Source organism: Streptomyces sp. SudanB182_2057 (assembly GCF_964272715.1).
GTDB lineage: Bacteria > Actinomycetota > Actinomycetes > Streptomycetales > Streptomycetaceae > Streptomyces > Streptomyces rubradiris.
Genome location: NZ_OZ186798.1, coordinates 2,144,768 through 2,161,912 on the forward strand (window position 1 = coordinate 2,144,768; position 17,145 = coordinate 2,161,912).

Sequence of the window (17,145 nt, forward strand, 5' to 3'; positions counted from 1 at the left end):
CTGGTTCCTGCGCCGGTAGCTGACAACGTTGTCCGATGGGCGCAGGAGGGGAAGTCCGTAGATGCAGCGGAGAACTCGGCACAGATGGGGTCCGGCGGCCGCCCTCACGGCCGCCTTCGTCATGGCCGTCGGCACGCAGGGCGCCGCGGTCGCCCTGCCGGCCGGTCCTGCGGCGCCCGACCGGGAGTTCGCGTCCTCGTTCGAGGCGGGCGAGCCGGCGCCGGACTGGCTGAACACCGTGGACACCGGCCCGGACGGGGGCAAGCGGGCGTCGGGAGTCGACGGCGGCTACAGCACCGGCATCCCGGGCAGTGTGACCGACCATGTCACCGAGGTCCGGGCCGGCGGCGAGAACGCGGGCGCCGGCGAGGTCAAGGAGAACCTGGCCGACGGCGAGCCCGGCACCAAGTGGCTGACCTTCGAGCCCTCCGGCTGGGCGGAGTTCGACCTGGACAAGCCGGTCGGGCTCCGGACGTACGCGCTCACCTCGGCCAACGACCACGCCGAGCGCGACCCGAGGGACTGGACCCTGAAGGGCTCCGCCGACGGCACGCACTGGACGACGCTCGACACCCGCTCGGGCGAGACCTTCTCCGAGCGGTACCTGACCAAGTCGTACGACCTGGCGGAACCGGCCGTCTACCAGCACTTCCGGCTGGAGGTGACGCGCAACAACGGCGCCCCGGACATCCTCCAGCTCGCCGATGTGCAGTTCTCCACCGGAGGCGGCGGCGGGCCGGTGCCGCAGGACATGCTGACCCTGGTGGACAAGGGTCCCAGCGGCTCCCCGACCGCCAAGGCGCGGGCCGGGTTCACCGGCAAGCGGGCCCTGCGCTACGCCGGCCGGCACACGGCGGACGGCCGCGCCTTCTCCTCCAACAAGGTCTTCGACGTGAACGTGCGGGTCGGCCGCGACACCGAGCTGGCCTACCGGATCTTCCCGTCGATGGCCGACGGGGACCGCGACTACGACGCCACCAACGTCTCCGTCGACCTGGCCTTCACCGACGGCACCTACCTCAGCGACCTGGGCGCCCTGGACCGGCACGGCTTCCCGCTCTCCCCGCGCGGGCAGGGCGCGGCGAAGGCGCTGTACGTCAACCAGTGGAACGACGTGGCCGCGCGGATCGGCCCGGTGGCGGCCGGGAAGACGGTCGACCGGATCCTGGTGGCCTACGACTCCCCGGACGGCCCGGCGAAGTTCCGCGGCTGGCTGGACGACGTGTCCCTGAAGCCGGTCGCGCCCGCCCGGCCGAAGGCACACCTGGCGGACTACGCGCTGACCACCCGCGGCACCCACTCCAGCGGCAGCTTCTCGCGCGGCAACACCTTCCCGGCGACCGCCGTGCCGCACGGCTTCAACTTCTGGACGCCGGTGACCAACGCGTCCTCGCTGAGCTGGCTGTACGAGTACGCGCGCGGGAACAACGCGGACAACCTGCCGACGATCCAGGCGTTCAGCGCGAGCCATGAGCCGAGCCCGTGGATGGGCGACCGGCAGACCTTCCAGGTGATGCCGTCGGCCGCGGCCGGCACCCCGGACACCGGCCGCGAGGCGCGCGAACTGGCCTTCCGGCACGAGAACGAGACCGCCCGGCCCTACTACTACGGGGTCCGGTTCGAAGGCGGCCTCAAGGCCGAGATGGCCCCCACCGACCACGCGGCCGTGCTGCGCTTCACCTACCCCGGCGACGACACGAGCGTGCTGTTCGACAACGTCACCGAGCAGGCCGGGCTGACCCTCGACAAGGAGCACGGGAGGGTCACCGGCTACTCGGACGTGAAGTCGGGCCTGTCCACGGGCGCCACCCGGCTGTTCGTGTACGGCGAGTTCGACAAGCCGGTGACGGACGGCGCGGCGAGCGGGGTGAAGGGCTATCTGCGCTTCGCCGCGGGCGCCGACCGCACCGTCACCCTGCGCCTGGCGACCTCGCTGATCGGCGTCGACCAGGCGCGGGAGAACCTGCGCCGGGAGATCCCCGAGGGCACGTCCTTCGACACCGTCAAGGCGCGCGCCCGGCACGCCTGGGACGAGCTGCTCGGCAAGGTCGAGGTGGAGGGCGCGAGCGAGGAGCAGCTGACCACGCTCTACTCCGGGCTGTACCGGCTGTACCTGTACCCCAACTCCGGCTTCGAGAAGGTGGGCGGCAAGGACCGCTACGCGTCCCCCTTCTCCCCCATGCCGGGCCCGGACACCCCCACGCACACCGGCGCGAAGGTCGTCGACGGCAAGGTGTACGTCAACAACGGCTTCTGGGACACCTATCGCACCACCTGGCCCGCCTACGCGTTCCTGACGCCCACCCGGGCCGGGGAGCTGGTCGACGGGTTCGTGCAGCAGTACAAGGACGGCGGCTGGACCTCCCGCTGGTCCTCCCCCGGCTACGCGGACCTGATGACCGGCACCTCCTCGGACGTGGCCTTCGCCGACGCCTACGTCAAGGGCGTGAGGTTCGACGCGAAGGCGGCGTACGACGCGGCCGTGAAGAACGCCACCGTCGTCCCGCCCGCGCCGGGCGTGGGCCGCAAGGGCATGGCCACCTCCCCCTTCCTCGGCTACACCCCGACCGACACCCACGAGGGTCTGTCCTGGGCGATGGAGGGCTACGTCAACGACTACGGCATCGCGAAGATGGGCGAGGCGCTGTACGAGAGGACGGGCGTCCGGCGCTACCTGGAGGAGTCGCGGTACTTCCTGGACCGCGCCCGCGACTACGTGAAGCTGTTCGACACCAAGGCGGGCTTCTTCCAGGGCCGGGACGCCAAGGGCGGCTGGCGGGTGGACTCCGCGAAGTACGACCCGCGGGTGTGGGGTTACGACTACACCGAGACCAACGGCTGGGGCTACGCCTTCACCGTCCCGCAGGACAGCCGGGGCCTGGCCAACCTGTACGGCGGCCGGCCGGGCCTCGCCGACAAGCTCGACGCCTACTTGGCCACCCCGGAGACCGCCTCCCCGGACTACGTGGGCTCCTACGGCGGTGTCATCCACGAGATGACCGAGGCCCGGGACGTCCGGATGGGCATGTACGGCCACTCCAACCAGGTCGCGCACCACGTCCTGTACATGTACGACGCGGCCGGCCAGCCATGGAAGACGCAGGCGTACGTGCGCGAGGCGCTGTCCCGGCTGTACACCGGCAGCGAGATCGGGCAGGGCTACCACGGCGACGAGGACAACGGCGAGCAGTCCGCCTGGTACCTGTTCTCCGCGCTCGGCTTCTACCCGCTGGTGATGGGCAGCGGCGAGTACGCCATCGGCTCCCCGCTGTTCAAGAAGGCGACCGTGCACCTGGAGAACGGCCGGGATCTGGTGGTGCGGGCCCCGCGCAACAGCGCGAAGAACGTCTACGTGCAGGGCGTCAGGGTCAACGGCCGCCCCTGGACGTCCACTTCGCTCCCCCACTCGCTGCTGGCCAAGGGCGGGGTGCTGGACTTCGCCATGGGCCCGGAGCCGTCCGCCTGGGGCACGGGCGAGCACGCGGCGCCGGTCTCGATCACCCGGGACGACAAGGTGCCCGAGCCCCGCGCGGACGTCCTGAAGGGCGCGGGGGCGCTCTTCGACGACACCTCGGCGACCAGCGCGACGCTGGCGTCCGCCGACCTGCCGGCCCAGGGCGCCGTACGGCCCGTCCGGTACACGCTGACCTCGGGGGCCGACCACACCACCGCGCCGTCCGGCTGGACCCTCCAGGGCTCCGCCGACGGCACGACGTGGCGGACCCTGGACCGCCGCACCGGTGAGACGTTCGCCTGGGACCGCCAGACCCGCCCCTTCACCATCGCCGCGCCGGGCACGTACACCCGCTACCGCCTGGTCCTGGACGGCGAGGCCACCCTCGCGGAGGTGGAACTGCTGGCCTGAGCGCACACCGGGTACGGCGGCCGGCCCGCCGGAGGAGCCCCGCGCTCCTCCGGCGGGCCGGTGTCGCGCGGGCGAGGGGCGGTACAGGCACGGCGGGCCGGGTGGGGGTGGCGGGGGCCGGGCGGCGGGGTGATCCGTCCGCCGCCCATACTGCCTTCGAGGACCCGACAGGCCACAGGAGCACCGATGACACCACGCACCCCCGACCGCACCGCACGGGAGGCGGCGACGGCATGAGACTGCTGGTCACCGGCGGAGCCGGGTTCGTCGGCTCGCACTTCGTGCGCACACTGCTCGACGGCGGCTACCCCGGCCACGAGACGTCCCGGGTGACCGTCCTCGACAAGCTCACCTACGCCGGACACCGGGACAACCTGCCCGCGGCGCACCCCCGGCTGGACTTCGTACGCGGGGACATCTGCGACGCGGAGCTGCTGGACCGGCTCCTGCCCGGGCACGACGCGGTGGTGCACTTCGCCGCGGAGTCGCACGTGGACCGGTCGGTCCGGTCGGCGGCGGAGTTCGTCCGCACCAACGTGGCCGGCACCCAGACGCTGCTGGACGCCTGCCTCGCGGCCGGCACCGAGCGGTTCGTCCACGTCTCCACCGACGAGGTCTACGGCTCCATAGCCGAGGGCCGCTGGACGGAGGACCACCCGCTGCTGCCCAACTCTCCCTACGCCGCCTCCAAGGCGTCCTCGGACCTGCTCGTCCGCGCCTGTCACCGCACGCACGGCCTGAACGCCTCGATCACCCGCTGCTCGAACAACTACGGCCCCTACCAGCACCCCGAGAAGCTGATACCGCTGTTCGTGACCAACCTGCTGGAGGGCCGGCCGGTGCCGCTCTACGGCGACGGGCACAACGTGCGCGAATGGCTGCACGTCGACGACCACTGCCGGGCCGTCGCGCTGGTGCTCGACCGGGGCCGGCCGGGCGAGGTCTACAACGTCGGCGGCGGCGACGAACGCACCAACCGCGAGGTCACCGAACGGCTGCTCGCGCTGTGCCACGCCGACTGGTCGCGGGTGCGGCACGTGCCCGACCGCAAGGGACACGACCTGCGCTACGCCCTGGACGACACCAAGATCCGCGAGGAGCTGGGCTACGCCCCGCGGATCCCGTTCGAGCGAGGACTCGCCGACGTCGTCGCCTGGTACCGCGACCACCCCGGCTGGTGGAAGGCCGCCCGGCACCCGGCGGACGGCGACGCCCGCTGAGCGGCCGGCCGCGTCCGCCGTACGGCCGGCCGCGCCGCACCGGCGGCGCTCGCGGGAACCGCTTGGTAGAAAGGCATGTCCGCCCCTTTCGTCACCGCAGCGCTCGTCACCCCGCCGCCCACGACAGGAGGTACCCCCGGTGCAGGCCGTACCGTCGCCAGGGCTCACCCGTCCGGACTCCCCCACGCCCACCCCGCCGGACGACCCGCCCGGCCCCCGGGAACTGACGCTCGACGGCGGCGACGGAGTACGGCTGTCGGGGCTCCTCGCCGAACCCGGGGCGGGGCGGACACCCAGGGCCGTGGTGCTCGCCCTGCACGGCAGCGGCATGCGGGCCGGCTACTTCGACAACCGGGCGCGGCCGGGCCTGTCGCTGCTGGAGCTGGGCAGCCGGCTCGGCTGCACCGTGCTGGCGCTCGACCGCCCGGGCTACGGCGCCTCGGCCGCCGCGCTGCCGGACGGGCAGGACCTGGCCGGGCAGACCGCCACGCTCGGCTCCGCCCTCGCCGACTTCGCCGGACGGTGGCCCGTCGGCGCGGGGTTCTTCCTGCTCGCCCATTCCGGCGGCGGCCGGCTCGCGCTGTCCACCGCGGCGGCCGACGCCCTGCCGGCCCCGCTGCTCGGGCTGGACCTGTCCGGGCTGGGCAGCGCCTTCGCCGTGACGCCCGACCAGTTGCCCGGCGCCGGTGCGCCCGGGGCCTGGCGGCGGCACTGGGGGCAGCTGCGGCTGTACCCGCCGGAGGCCTTCCGGGAGGGGCAGCGGCTGGTGGCCCCGGTGCCGGTCACGGAGGCCGGCGAGACCCTGTCGTGGCCCCGGATGTACCCGGAGCTGGCGGCCCGGGTGCGGGTGCCGGTCCGGTTCACCTTCGCCGAGCAGGAGCAGTGGTGGCGCACCGACGAGGAGGGGGTGCGCGCCCTGCTGGCGCCGCTCGCCGCACCGCGCGCGGTGGTGGACCGGCTGCCCGACGCCGGGCACAACATCAGCCTCGGCTGGGCCGCCCGCACCTACCATCTGCGGGCCCTGGCCTTCCTGGAGGAGTGCCTGCTGGCCCGCGCGGCGGCGCCGCCCGGTGCGCCGGCCCGGTATCAGCCCTCGTAGGGGCGGGCGGCGCGGCCCTCGCGCAGGGTCAGGCCCCACCAGGCGAGCTGGTCGAGCAGCACGGCGGCGGCCTTGCCGGCGCCGTCGGCGTCCCTCGGGCGGCCCTGTTCGTCGAACCGGTCCCAGGCCATGTGGAAACTGACGGTGTCGCGCAGGGTGACGGCGTGCAGCTCGGCGAAGACCTGGCGCAGCTGCTCCACGGCCCGCTGACCGCCTGCCATGCCGCCGTAGGAGACGAAGCCGACGGGCTTGGCCCGCCACTCGCGGTAGACGTAGTCGAGGGCGAGCTTCAGCGAGGCCGGGTAGCCGTGGTTGTACTCGGGCGTGAGGACGACGTACCCGTCCAGTCCGCCGATGCGCTGGGCCAGGGTGAGCGTGCCCTCCCCCGGGTCGGTGGCGTCCAGGGTGAGTTTCAGCTCCGCCACCAGCGCCGGCTCGGAGAGGTCGATGACGTGGACGTCCATGTCCTCGCGCCGGCCGATCTCGGAGAGGAACCACTGGGCGACCTTGTCGGCGAAGCGGCCGGTGCGCACGCTGCCGATGATGACGCCGATCTTGAGCGGGTCCGTGGGCATGAGAGATCTCCTCGCAAGAGTGGAAGGAAGGCAAAGGAAGGAAAGGGGGATGAGGCGGGCGGCGCTCAGCCGATCAGCAGGACGATCTTTCCGCGGCCGTGGCCGGTCTCCAGCTCGCGATGCGCCTCGGCGGCCCGGGCCAGCGGCAGGGTCTTGCGGATGTGCACGGTGAGCTCCCCGTCGGCGACCAGTCCGGCCAGTTCGGCGAGCCGCCGCGCCGAGCGCATGCTGCGGATCCAGCGCACGCCCAGCTCCTCGTAGACCGCGTGGGCGAAGACGGTGCCGACCCGGTCCTTGTCCTTGACGAGTTCGGCCGCGACCCGCAGGCCCTCGACGCTCGCCGCGTCCAGGGCGGCGTCCACGCCCTCGGGCGCCGCCGCGCGGACCCGGTCGATCAGGCCCGCGCCGTAGGCGACAGGGACGGCGCCCAGCTCGCGCAGGTAGGCGTGGTTCTCCTCGCGGCCGGTGGCGATCACCTTGGCGCCCCGGGCCACCGCGAGCTGCACGGCGATGGTGCCGACCCCGCCGGCGGCACCGTTGATCAGCACGGTCTCGCCCGCGCCGACACCGAGGAGCTCGATCGCGGTGTGGGCGGTCTGTCCGGAGGCGGACAGGCAGCCGGCGACCTCCCAGGACAGCGCGGCGGGCTTGGGCACGATCTGGTCCGCGGGGACGACGAGGTACTCGGCGTAGGTGAGCTGGGTGCGGAAGCCCAGGACCTCGTCGCCGGCCGAGAACCCGGTGACGCCCTCGCCGAGCGCGTCCACCACGCCGGCGAAGTCGCCGCCGGGGATGTGCGGCAAGGTGACGGTGAAGCCCGGCGGGACCCAGCCGGTGCGCACCGCGCAGTCGACGGGCTGGGTACCGGCCGCCTTCACCCTCACCCGCACCTCACCCGGCCCCGGTTCGGGCGTCGGCAGCTCCATCAGCTCCAGGACCTCGGGCCCTCCGAACGCGCGGAACGCGACAGCCTTCATGGTTCAACCCTTCCTAACGGCACGGCACTTCGGCTGATCGGCGGCCTGCGGCTCGCCGTCGCCGGGAACAGGACGAACGTAGAAGCTCAAGTCCGCTTGAGGTCAAGCGCCGGCCGAGGCCACACCGACCCCAGGGGCAACAGAGGGCGTCGCTGGTACCACAGAGGCCCGCGTACGCTCCGGCAGGCGCGCGCCGGTATCACCCGGTCGGGCTAGGAAAGCGGGTTGACGGGCTCGGCGGTCGCGGCGGTAGAGTCGGGACACGGCCGATGACAACGATGTCGCGAGGCTCGGCGGTCACGTCGGCCGCGCGCCCCGACCCCCCTCTCCGGGCAGGTACCCGCCCCCCTCGCCTGCCCGGCTCGCGGACCCGGTGGCCGAGTACACCGGGTCCGCCAGAGCTTTCCCGTCCGGGACGGCGAAGGGCCGCGCCCCCGGGTGCCCGGGGACGCGGCCCTCTGCCGAACCGCTGTGCCGTACCGCTTACTTGCGGATCAGGTTGCGCAGCACGTACTGCATGATGCCGCCGTTGCGGTAGTAGTCGGCCTCACCGGGGGTGTCGATGCGGACGACCGCGTCGAACTCCACACCGGTGTCGGTGGTGACCTTCACCGTGCGCGGGGTGCGGCCCTCGTTCAGCTCGGTGACGCCGGAGATGGAGAAGGTCTCCTCACCGGTCAGGCCGAGGGACTCGGCGGAGGCGCCCTCCGGGAACTGCAGCGGCAGCACGCCCATGCCGATGAGGTTGGAGCGGTGGATGCGCTCGTAGGACTCGGCGACGACGGCCTTCACACCGAGCAGCGCGGTGCCCTTGGCCGCCCAGTCGCGGGACGAGCCGGAGCCGTACTCCTTGCCGGCCAGGACGACCAGCGGGATGCCGGCGGCCTGGTAGTTCTGCGAGGCGTCGTAGATGAAGGAGACCGGCCCGCCGTCCTGCGTGAAGTCGCGGGTGTAGCCGCCCTCGGTGCCGGGCGCGATCTGGTTGCGCAGGCGGATGTTGGCGAACGTGCCGCGGATCATGACCTCGTGGTTGCCCCGGCGGGAGCCGTACGAGTTGAAGTCACGCCGCTCGACACCGTGCTCGGTGAGGTACTTGCCGGCGGGGGTGTCGGCCTTGATGGCACCGGCCGGGGAGATGTGGTCGGTGGTGACCGAGTCGCCCAGCTTGGCCAGGACACGGGCGCCGGCGATGTCCTCGACCGGGGCCGGGTCCATGGTCATGCCCTCGAAGTACGGGGGCTTGCGGACGTAGGTGGACTCCGCGTCCCACTCGAAGGTGTCGCCGGTCGGGATCGGCAGCGACTGCCACTGGGCGTCGCCGGCGAAGACGTCGCTGTAGGACTTGGAGAACATGTCCTCGCCGATGGCGTTGGCGACGACGTCGTTCACCTCGGCCTCGGAGGGCCAGATGTCCTTCAGGTAGACCGGGTTGCCGTCCTGGTCGGTGCCCAGCGCCTCGCGGGTGATGTCCAGCTTCATGGAGCCGGCGATGGCGTAGGCCACGACCAGCGGCGGGGACGCCAGGTAGTTCATCTTGACGTCGGGGTTGATCCGGCCCTCGAAGTTGCGGTTGCCGGACAGGACCGAGGTGACGGCGAGGTCGTGGTCGTTGACGGCCTTGGAGACCTCGTCCGGCAGCGGGCCGGAGTTGCCGATGCAGGTGGTGCAGCCGTAGCCGACCAGGTTGAAGCCGAGCTTGTCCAGGTACGGCGTGAGGCCGGCCTTGTCGAAGTAGTCGGTGACGACCTTGGAGCCCGGGGCCAGGGTGGACTTCACCCACGGCTTGCGGGTCAGGCCCTTCTCGACCGCCTTCTTGGCCACCAGGGCGGCGGCGACCATGACGTACGGGTTGGAGGTGTTGGTGCAGGAGGTGATGGCCGCGACCGTCACCGCGCCGTGGTCCAGCTCGTAGGTGGTGCCGTCGGGGGCGGTCACCTGGACCGGGTTGCTCGGGGCGCCGTTCGGGGCGACCGCCGGGGCGTCGGAGGCCGGGAAGGACTCCTGGCCCGCCTCGTCCACGATGTCCACGTAGTTGCGGACGTCCTGCTTGAACTGCTCGGCGGCGTTCGCGAGAACGATGCGGTCCTGCGGGCGCTTCGGGCCGGCGATGGAGGGGACGACCGTGGAGAGGTCCAGCTCCAGCTTCTCGGAGAAGTCGGGCTCGGCGGCCGGGTCCAGCCAGAGGCCCTGCTCCTTGGCGTACGCCTCGACCAGCGCGACCTGCTGCTCGGAACGGCCGGTCAGACGCAGGTAGTTCAGCGTCTCGTCGTCGATCGGGAAGATGGCGGCGGTGGAGCCGAACTCCGGCGACATGTTGCCGATGGTGGCGCGGTTGGCCAGGGAGGTGGCGGCCACACCCTCGCCGTAGAACTCGACGAACTTGCCGACCACACCGTGCTTGCGGAGCATCTCGGTGATGGTGAGCACGAGGTCGGTGGCGGTCGTGCCGGGGCTCAGCTCGCCGGTGAGCTTGAAGCCGACGACGCGCGGGATGAGCATGGAGACCGGCTGGCCGAGCATGGCGGCCTCGGCCTCGATGCCGCCGACGCCCCAGCCGAGGACGCCGAGGCCGTTGACCATGGTGGTGTGCGAGTCGGTGCCGACCAGGGTGTCGGGGTAGGCCTGACCGTTGCGGACCATGACCGTACGGGCCAGGTGCTCGATGTTCACCTGGTGGACGATGCCGGTGCCCGGCGGGACGACCTTGAACTCGTCGAAGGCGGTCTGGCCCCAGCGCAGGAACTGGTAGCGCTCCTTGTTGCGGCCGTACTCCAGCTCGACGTTCTGCTTGAAGGCGTCGGTGGTGCCGAACTTGTCGGCGATGACGGAGTGGTCGATGACCAGCTCGGCCGGCGCCAGCGGGTTGATCTTCGCCGGGTCGCCGCCCAGCTCCTTCACGGCCTCGCGCATCGTGGCGAGGTCCACGACGCAGGGGACACCGGTGAAGTCCTGCATGATCACGCGGGCCGGCGTGAACTGGATCTCCTGGCTGGGCTGGGCCTGAGAGTCCCAGTTGCCGAGGGCGCGGATGTGATCGGCGGTGATGTTCGCGCCGTCCTCCGTGCGGAGCAGGTTCTCCAGCAGGACCTTGAGGCTGTACGGCAGCCGGGCCGAGCCCTCCACCTTGTCCAGCCGGAAGATCTCGTACGACTCGCCGCCCACCTGCAGCGTGCTGCGGGCGTCGAAGCTGTTCGCCGACACGACAGTCTCCTTCATTGATGTGCGCGTACCACCGTCAATCGTGCCGCCACGCCGGCTTGGCCGAACCAGTAAGGTCAGGCTAAGTTAGGCATGCCTTACCAGTGTGGCGACCGCGGTGCGCCTCGGCAGATATCTCGATGTCGAGATAACACTAGTACATGGGCGCGGCTTGGTCATGTCCGCACGCGTTCTTCGGCGGTCGGCGGCGGGGCTTTCCGCGCGTGCGCGCCCCCGGCCGACGGCGGACCTCAGGTGTCCGCGGTGCTCCGGTCGAGCGCGGCGAGCGCGGCGTCGGCCTCCCCCTGGTGCGGGTCGCGCAGCGTCGCCAGGGCGGCGCGGGCGGCGATCAGCGTCTCCCTGGCCTCGGGGTGCCCCACGGCGCCGAGCGCCTGGCCCAGGTCGAGCCGGGCCTGCGCGGCCCAGGCCGGCATCTGCGCCGCCTCGAAGGCGGCGAGGGCCTGCCGGAGCGGCACCTCCGCCTCCTGCCAGCGCTCCAGGGCCGCCAGATCGTTGCCGATCTGCTGCCGGGCGACCGCGTGGTACAACGCGATCACCTCCTCGGTCCGGCCCGGGACCCCCGCGAGGCAGATCCGCTCGCTGCGCCGGTGGATGTCCAGGGCCTCCGCCGCCCGGCCGGCCCGGCGCAGCAGGGTGCCGAGGGAGTTGAGGGCCGTCAGCTCGGCCAGCCGGCCCTCCGGGGACTCCTGCGCGGCGAGACAGCGGACCGCGCCGCGCAGGCGCTCCTGGGCCTCTTCCGGACGGCCCAGCCGGCTGAGCGCGCCCGCGCCGTAGCCGAGCGCCCAGCCCTCCTGCAGCCCGTCCCCGCAGTCGCGGGCCGCCGTGAGCGCGGCGTCGGCGCTGGTCAAGGCGGCACGGGGGTCGTGGACGCAGATGTTGTGGGCCCAGGCCAGATAGTTGAGGTGGATCGCCTCCTCAGGCCTGCTGCCCAGGGCGCGGGCGGCGTCGGCGGAGAGCCGGAACACCTCCACCCACTGCTCCCAGTGCTGGTTGAGGTCGGAGAACCAGTGCATCGCCTCCGCCGCGTCCAGGACCTGCCGGTGCCGGCCCGTCTCGTGGGCCCGGCGCAGCGCGGCGAGCCACTGGGCCCGCTCGGCCTCCAGCCAGGCCCGTGCCTCGTCCCGGCCGGTGGGCGCCGTGTCCGGGTCGGGGTCCGCGTCCGCCCCGGTCCGTTCGTGGTCGACGTCGAAGTGCAGCGCGGCGGCGGTGGCCCGGCGCAGCATCCAGTCCGCGGTCCGGTCGAGGACGGCGTTCCGGACCTCGGGACCGTCCTCGGCGTCGGCCTGCTCGGCCGCGTAGAGCCTGAGCAGGTCGTGGAAGCGGTACCGCTCGGCGGCGGGGTCGCTCTGCAGCAGACCGGCGTCGGTCAGTTCCTCGGCGCGGGCGACCGCCTCGTCGTAGGACAGGCCGGCCAGGAGCGCCCCGGTCTCCGGGCTGAAGTCCGCCCCGGCGGCCAGCGCGGCACGGCGCAGCAAGGTCCGGGTGTCCGGGGGGAGCTGACGGTAGGAGAGCGCGAAGGTGGCGCGCACCCGCAGGCTCCCGGCCTGGAGGCCGTCCAGCCGCCGGCCCTCGGCGGCGAGGCGGGCGACGAGCTTGGCGAGGCGTTCGTGCGGACGGCTGAGAAGCCGCTGGCCGGCGATCCGGACGGCCAGCGGGAGATGCCCGCACAGGTCGGCGAGGTCGCGGGCGGCCTGGGCCTCCGCCCGCACCCGGTCCGGGCCGATGATGCGGGTCAGCAGTTCCACCGCTTCCTCGCGCCGCAGCAGGGCCAGATCGGTGCGGTGCACGGACTCCAGACCCGCCAGGGCGTGCCGGCTGGTGACGAGGGTGAAGGACGGGCCGGCGCCGGGCAGCAGGGGGGCGACCTGGGCCTCGTCGGCGGCGTTGTCCAGCAGCAGGAGCACGCGCCGTTCACCGGCCAGGGACCGCCACAGGCCGGCGCGGTCGTCGGTGCCGGCCGGCAGCGCGGCGTCGGGGACCCCCAGCGCGCCCAGCAGCCGGGCCAGCGCGTCCCGGGGCGTGGTCGGTTCCGGGTCCATTCCGTGCAGGTCCAGGGCGAACCGCCCGTCGGGGAAGAGCGGGGCGAGGCGGTGCGCGGCGTGCACCGCGAACGCGGTCTTGCCCAGACCGGGCTGCCCGGCGACCACGCTGACCACCGGCCGGTCCTCGGCGGTGCTCCGCGCCAGGTCCAGCAGCCTGGCGAGGGCCGGGCCGCGTGCGGTGAAGTCCCCGATGTCGCGCGGCAGGGCCAGCGGGCCGGGGCCGGCCGGGCCGAGGGCCGCCCGGGGGCGCGGACGGCCGAGGGCGGCGGCCTCCTCCAGGCCCGCCGCCTCGCCGTCGTCCAGCCCCAGCGCTTCGGCCAGCGCCCGTACGGTACGGCGCTGCGGTCCCCGGGTACGCCCGCGTTCCATGTCCGCCAGCGCCCGGACACTCACCCCGGCGGCGTGCGCGAGGGCTTCCTGGCTCAGTCCGGCACGGGCCCGAAGCCGACGCAGCTCCTGCCCGAAGTCCCCGCCGGGCGGCGTGCCGTGGCCCTTGCTGGAGGGCGTGCCGTCGCGCACCGTCGATGTCCCCGCTCGTCTGGCTCGTCCGGTCGCGAGCGTCCGGCAGAAGTATGGCCGACGGTACTTCTGCCGGTGGAACCGCCTGGGCGGCACAGACCGGAAGTGATCGACTGAAGGCCGACGCGGAACGGCCGGCCTCCCGGGGCGCACACGCTCCCGGCCGGCCCGGACCACCCGCCGTCGACGGAACAGGCCGCGTACCACCGGCACACGACCGCGTACTACCGGCAACACGACCGCGCACCACCGGCAACACGACCTCGGCCGACGGCACCACGCCGCGGCCCCGCACTCTCCAGGGGGAACCTCTATGAACACTCCGCGTCACCGCTCCGCGCTGCTCGCCGTCGCGGGCACGGCTCTCGTCCTGTCCCTCACCGCCTGCCAGAGCGGCGGGGACACCGCGTCCTCGGCCACCCCCGAGGCCACCGTGGCGGCCACCGTGGCGGCGACCGAGGTGACCGCCCAGCCGGCCGGCGAAAAGGGCACCGGCACGTCCGGGGCGACGGGCTCGACCGACTCGGCGCGGTCGCAGGGATCGAAGGGCTCCGCGGGCTCGACCGGCTCCAGCGGCTCTTCCGTCACCACCGGTGAGCGGGCCTCCGCCTCCTCCCCGCTCTGCACCGCGGGGAACGTCACCATCAGTGCCGCCACGCAGGACGGTCCGCCGTACACCCACATCGTGCTCACCGCGAAGAACACCTCCTCCCACGCCTGCCGGCTGACGGGCTTCCCGCAGATCCAGTTCCTGGAGAGCCACAAGCGGGATGTCCCGGCCGTCGCCAAGAGCAAGCCGGCCGGCCCGGTCGTGCTCACGCCGGGAGCCCCGGCCTACGCCCTGGTGAAGCTGTCGGACGGCGGAATGGACGAGGACGTCGAGCCCGTGACGGACTTTTCCGTCATGCTGGAGGGCGACCCCACGGTCATCGCCGTGACCGCGCCCGGCAGCGAAGGCATCGCCGTCGACCCGGCCAAGGCGCTGACCGGCTACTGGACGCCCGAACTCCGCGAGGGCGCGGACGATTTCTGAGTGCCGGTTCTGTGTGCCGGGGCTGAGTGCCAGTTCTGTGGGCTGGTTCTGAGTGCTGGTTCTGAGTGCCGGCACCGGCGCTCGCCCCGGCCGCGAGGGATACGGCACACGGCCGGCCCTCGCGGCGGAGGGCGAGCGCCTCTCCCGCCGGGCCTGCGGTTCCCCCGCGCCTTGGGCGGGGCTGGGTACGGGCCCTTCCCGCCCGGCGCGACGGCCTCCCGTACGGCCGACCGGCTGACATCCCGTCATCCCGTCACCCGGACAGACCCCCCTGGCGAGCGCCATCTCATATCTGAGATAGCCTCAAGGTCATGTCAGACGACTACCTCGTACGCATCGGCAAGCTCATCCGTGACGCCCGGCAGCACCGGGGCTGGACGCAGACGCAGCTCGCGGAGGCGCTCGGCACCAGCCAGAGCGCGGTCAACCGCATCGAGCGCGGCAACCAAAACATCAGCCTTGAGATGATCGCCCGAATCGGTGAAGCCCTGGACAGCGAGATCGTGTCCCTGGGTTACGCGGGTCCGATGCATCTGCGCGTGGTCGGCGGTCGCCGTCTGTCCGGCGCCATCGACGTCAAGACCAGCAAGAACGCGTGCGTGGCCCTGCTGTGCGCGTCGCTGCTGAACAAGGGACGCACGGTCCTGCGCCGGGTGGCGCGCATCGAGGAGGTGTACCGCCTTCTGGAGGTACTGAACTCCATCGGCGTGCGCACCCGCTGGATCAACGACGGCGTCGACCTGGAGATCGTCCCGCCCGCCGAGCTGGAGATGGCGGCGATCGACGCGGAGGCCGCCGTGCGCACCCGCTCGATCATCATGTTCTTCGGCCCGCTGCTGCACCGCATGGACCGCTTCAAGCTGCCGTACGCCGGCGGCTGCGACCTGGGCACGCGGACCATCGAGCCGCACATGATCGCCCTGCGCCGGTTCGGTCTGGACATCGCGGCCACCGAGGGCCAGTACCACGCGCAGGTGGACCGCTCGGTCCGCCCGGACCGGCCGATCGTGCTGACCGAGCGCGGCGACACCGTGACCGAGAACGCGCTGCTGGCCGCCGCCCGCCACGACGGCGTCACCGTCATCCGCAACGCCTCATCCAACTACATGGTCCAGGACCTGTGCTTCTTCCTGGAGGCGCTCGGCGTGAAGGTGGAGGGCATCGGCACCACCACGCTCACCGTGCACGGCGTGCCGAACATCGACGTCGACGTCGACTACTCGCCCTCCGAGGACCCGGTCGAGGCGATGAGCCTGCTGGCCGCCGCCGTGGTCACCGAGTCGGAGCTGACGGTGCGCCGGGTCCCGATCGAGTTCCTGGAGATCGAGCTGGCGGTCCTGGAGGAGATGGGGCTCGACCACGAGCGCAGCCCCGAGTACTGCGCCGACAACGGCCGTACGCGCCTGGTCGACCTCACGGTCCACCCCTCCAAGCTGGAGGCGCCGATCGACAAGATCCACCCCATGCCGTTCCCCGGCCTGAACATCGACAACGTCCCGTTCTTCGCGGCCATCGCGGCCACCGCGCAGGGCAAGACCCTCATCCACGACTGGGTCTACGACAACCGCGCCATCTACCTGACCGACCTCAACCGCCTCGGCGGCCGGCTCCAGCTGCTGGACCCGCACCGCGTCCTGGTCGAGGGCCCGACCCGCTGGCGCGCGGCCGAGATGATGTGCCCGCCGGCCCTGCGCCCGGCGGTGGTCGTCCTGCTGGCGATGATGGCGGCGGAGGGCACGTCGGTGCTCCGCAACGTCTACGTCATCAACCGCGGTTACGAGGACCTGGCCGAGCGCCTGAACTCGATCGGGGCGCAGATCGAGATCTTCCGGGACATCTGATACGCCGCTGCCGCGGCCTCTCTGTCCGACCTGCGGTGAGGCGGGTCGGACAGAGAGGCCGCGACATTCCGGTCCCGCGTTGAGAGGGCGGGTCCGGATCAGGACCTCATGGCCGGTGGTTCAGGGTCGGCCGGGGGGGGTTGGGTCAGAACGTCACGTCCGAGCAGGCGTAGAACGCGTTGCCGGTGTCGGCGATGGTCCAGACGCCGAGGATGACGTGGTGGCCGCTCAGCCCGGTCGGCAGGGTGCCGCTGTGGCTGAGGGTGGCCGGCGGCTGCTTGCCGCCGTAGGGGATCGTCAGGAACGGTGTCGTGTTCAGGTCGGCGCGGGCCAGGGCGTGGCCCTGGTTCCAGCCCTGCTTGGTGACGTAGTACCGGAAGTCGGTCGTCGCGTGCCGGGCCTCGAACTGCCAGCGGAAGGTGTAGCTCTGGCCGCCGGTGACCTTGGTGGTCGGCCACTCCGCGCCCCTCGGGGTGCGGGCGCCGTCGAGCTGGCCGAACCGGGTCTCGCCGCCGGAGCAGAGCTGCCCGTCGGCCGGTCCGCCCGCCGGGAAGCCCTTGGGGCCCTCGACGCTCTGCGGCTCCCACTGGATCTCGCCGCAGCCCCGCACCGTGCCGTCGGCGCAGAGCAGTTGCCTGCTGATGGGGAGGTCGGTGTAGCCGTGGCCGCTGGCGCCGCCGGTGGACAGGACGAAGGCGCCGGCGGTGGCGAGGCCTAATACGGCCGCGTACAACTTGCCCTTGGTGCGCATGTAG

Annotated in this window: 10 protein-coding genes; 5 read left to right on the forward strand and 5 right to left on the reverse strand. The window is 72.5% G+C overall.

The window, feature by feature from the left end:
* The first annotated feature begins 61 nt into the window (after positions 1-61).
* From ACSURM_RS09060 to ACSURM_RS09070, 3 genes are all read left to right on the forward strand, one after another.
* A complete protein-coding gene (locus ACSURM_RS09060; protein ID WP_436954492.1) occupies positions 62-3,865 on the forward strand; it encodes a GH92 family glycosyl hydrolase in 3,804 nt (1,267 codons plus the stop codon).
* A gap of 233 nt (positions 3,866-4,098) precedes the next feature.
* Positions 4,099-5,085: a dTDP-glucose 4,6-dehydratase gene (gene rfbB / locus ACSURM_RS09065; RefSeq protein WP_436954493.1), complete on the forward strand. Its 987-nt coding sequence runs from the start codon at positions 4,099-4,101 to the stop codon at positions 5,083-5,085.
* Between the two features lie 223 nt (positions 5,086-5,308).
* Positions 5,309-6,184 carry an alpha/beta hydrolase gene (locus tag ACSURM_RS09070; protein WP_436961007.1) on the forward strand — a complete coding sequence of 292 codons (876 nt, stop codon included), beginning with the start codon at positions 5,309-5,311 and terminating at the stop codon, positions 6,182-6,184.
* On the opposite strand, the gene ACSURM_RS09075 is transcribed toward ACSURM_RS09070, so the two are convergent.
* From ACSURM_RS09075 to ACSURM_RS09090, 4 genes are all read right to left on the reverse strand, one after another.
* A complete protein-coding gene (locus tag ACSURM_RS09075; protein ID WP_436954494.1) occupies positions 6,172-6,759 on the reverse strand; it encodes an NADPH-dependent FMN reductase in 588 nt (195 codons plus the stop codon). The genes ACSURM_RS09070 and ACSURM_RS09075 overlap by 13 nt on opposite strands.
* A 65-nt stretch (positions 6,760-6,824) precedes the next feature.
* A complete protein-coding gene (locus ACSURM_RS09080; protein WP_436954496.1) occupies positions 6,825-7,736 on the reverse strand; it encodes an NADP-dependent oxidoreductase in 912 nt (303 codons plus the stop codon).
* A 483-nt stretch (positions 7,737-8,219) separates the two neighbouring features.
* Complete coding sequence (acnA, locus tag ACSURM_RS09085; RefSeq protein ID WP_436954497.1) at positions 8,220-10,937, reverse strand: aconitate hydratase AcnA; 2,718 nt, start codon at positions 10,935-10,937, stop codon at positions 8,220-8,222.
* A gap of 248 nt (positions 10,938-11,185) precedes the next feature.
* Complete coding sequence (locus tag ACSURM_RS09090; RefSeq protein ID WP_436954498.1) at positions 11,186-13,516, reverse strand: ATP-binding protein; 2,331 nt, start codon at positions 13,514-13,516, stop codon at positions 11,186-11,188.
* 313 nt (positions 13,517-13,829) lie between these two features.
* Here ACSURM_RS09090 and ACSURM_RS09095 point away from each other — a divergent pair, with 313 nt between their 5' ends.
* Both ACSURM_RS09095 and ACSURM_RS09100 read left to right on the forward strand, forming a co-directional pair.
* A complete protein-coding gene (locus ACSURM_RS09095; protein WP_436954499.1) occupies positions 13,830-14,549 on the forward strand; it encodes a DUF4232 domain-containing protein in 720 nt (239 codons plus the stop codon).
* Between the two features lie 311 nt (positions 14,550-14,860).
* On the forward strand, positions 14,861-16,390 hold the full coding sequence (locus ACSURM_RS09100) for a helix-turn-helix domain-containing protein (RefSeq protein ID WP_181793548.1): 1,530 nt from the start codon (positions 14,861-14,863) through the stop codon (positions 16,388-16,390).
* A 145-nt stretch (positions 16,391-16,535) separates the two neighbouring features.
* Here ACSURM_RS09100 and ACSURM_RS09105 read toward each other — a convergent pair whose 3' ends face one another.
* Positions 16,536-17,141, reverse strand: a complete 606-nt coding sequence (locus tag ACSURM_RS09105) for a lytic polysaccharide monooxygenase auxiliary activity family 9 protein (RefSeq protein ID WP_436954500.1) — start codon at positions 17,139-17,141, stop codon at positions 16,536-16,538.
* Between the last annotated feature and the right edge of the window lie 4 nt (positions 17,142-17,145).

Bases quoted from the DNA above. Each gene is read 5' to 3' on its own strand.
- ACSURM_RS09060 (WP_436954492.1), top strand. From the start codon at position 62: ATGCAGCGGAGAACTCGGCACAGATGGGGTCCGGCGGCCGCCCTCACG.
- rfbB (WP_436954493.1), top strand. From the start codon at position 4,099: ATGAGACTGCTGGTCACCGGCGGAGCCGGGTTCGTCGGCTCGCACTTC.
- ACSURM_RS09075 (WP_436954494.1), bottom strand. From the start codon at position 6,759: ATGCCCACGGACCCGCTCAAGATCGGCGTCATCATCGGCAGCGTGCGC.
- ACSURM_RS09080 (WP_436954496.1), bottom strand. From the start codon at position 7,736: ATGAAGGCTGTCGCGTTCCGCGCGTTCGGAGGGCCCGAGGTCCTGGAG.
- ACSURM_RS09095 (WP_436954499.1), top strand. From the start codon at position 13,830: ATGAACACTCCGCGTCACCGCTCCGCGCTGCTCGCCGTCGCGGGCACG.
- ACSURM_RS09100 (WP_181793548.1), top strand. From the start codon at position 14,861: ATGTCAGACGACTACCTCGTACGCATCGGCAAGCTCATCCGTGACGCC.
- ACSURM_RS09105 (WP_436954500.1), bottom strand. From the start codon at position 17,141: ATGCGCACCAAGGGCAAGTTGTACGCGGCCGTATTAGGCCTCGCCACC.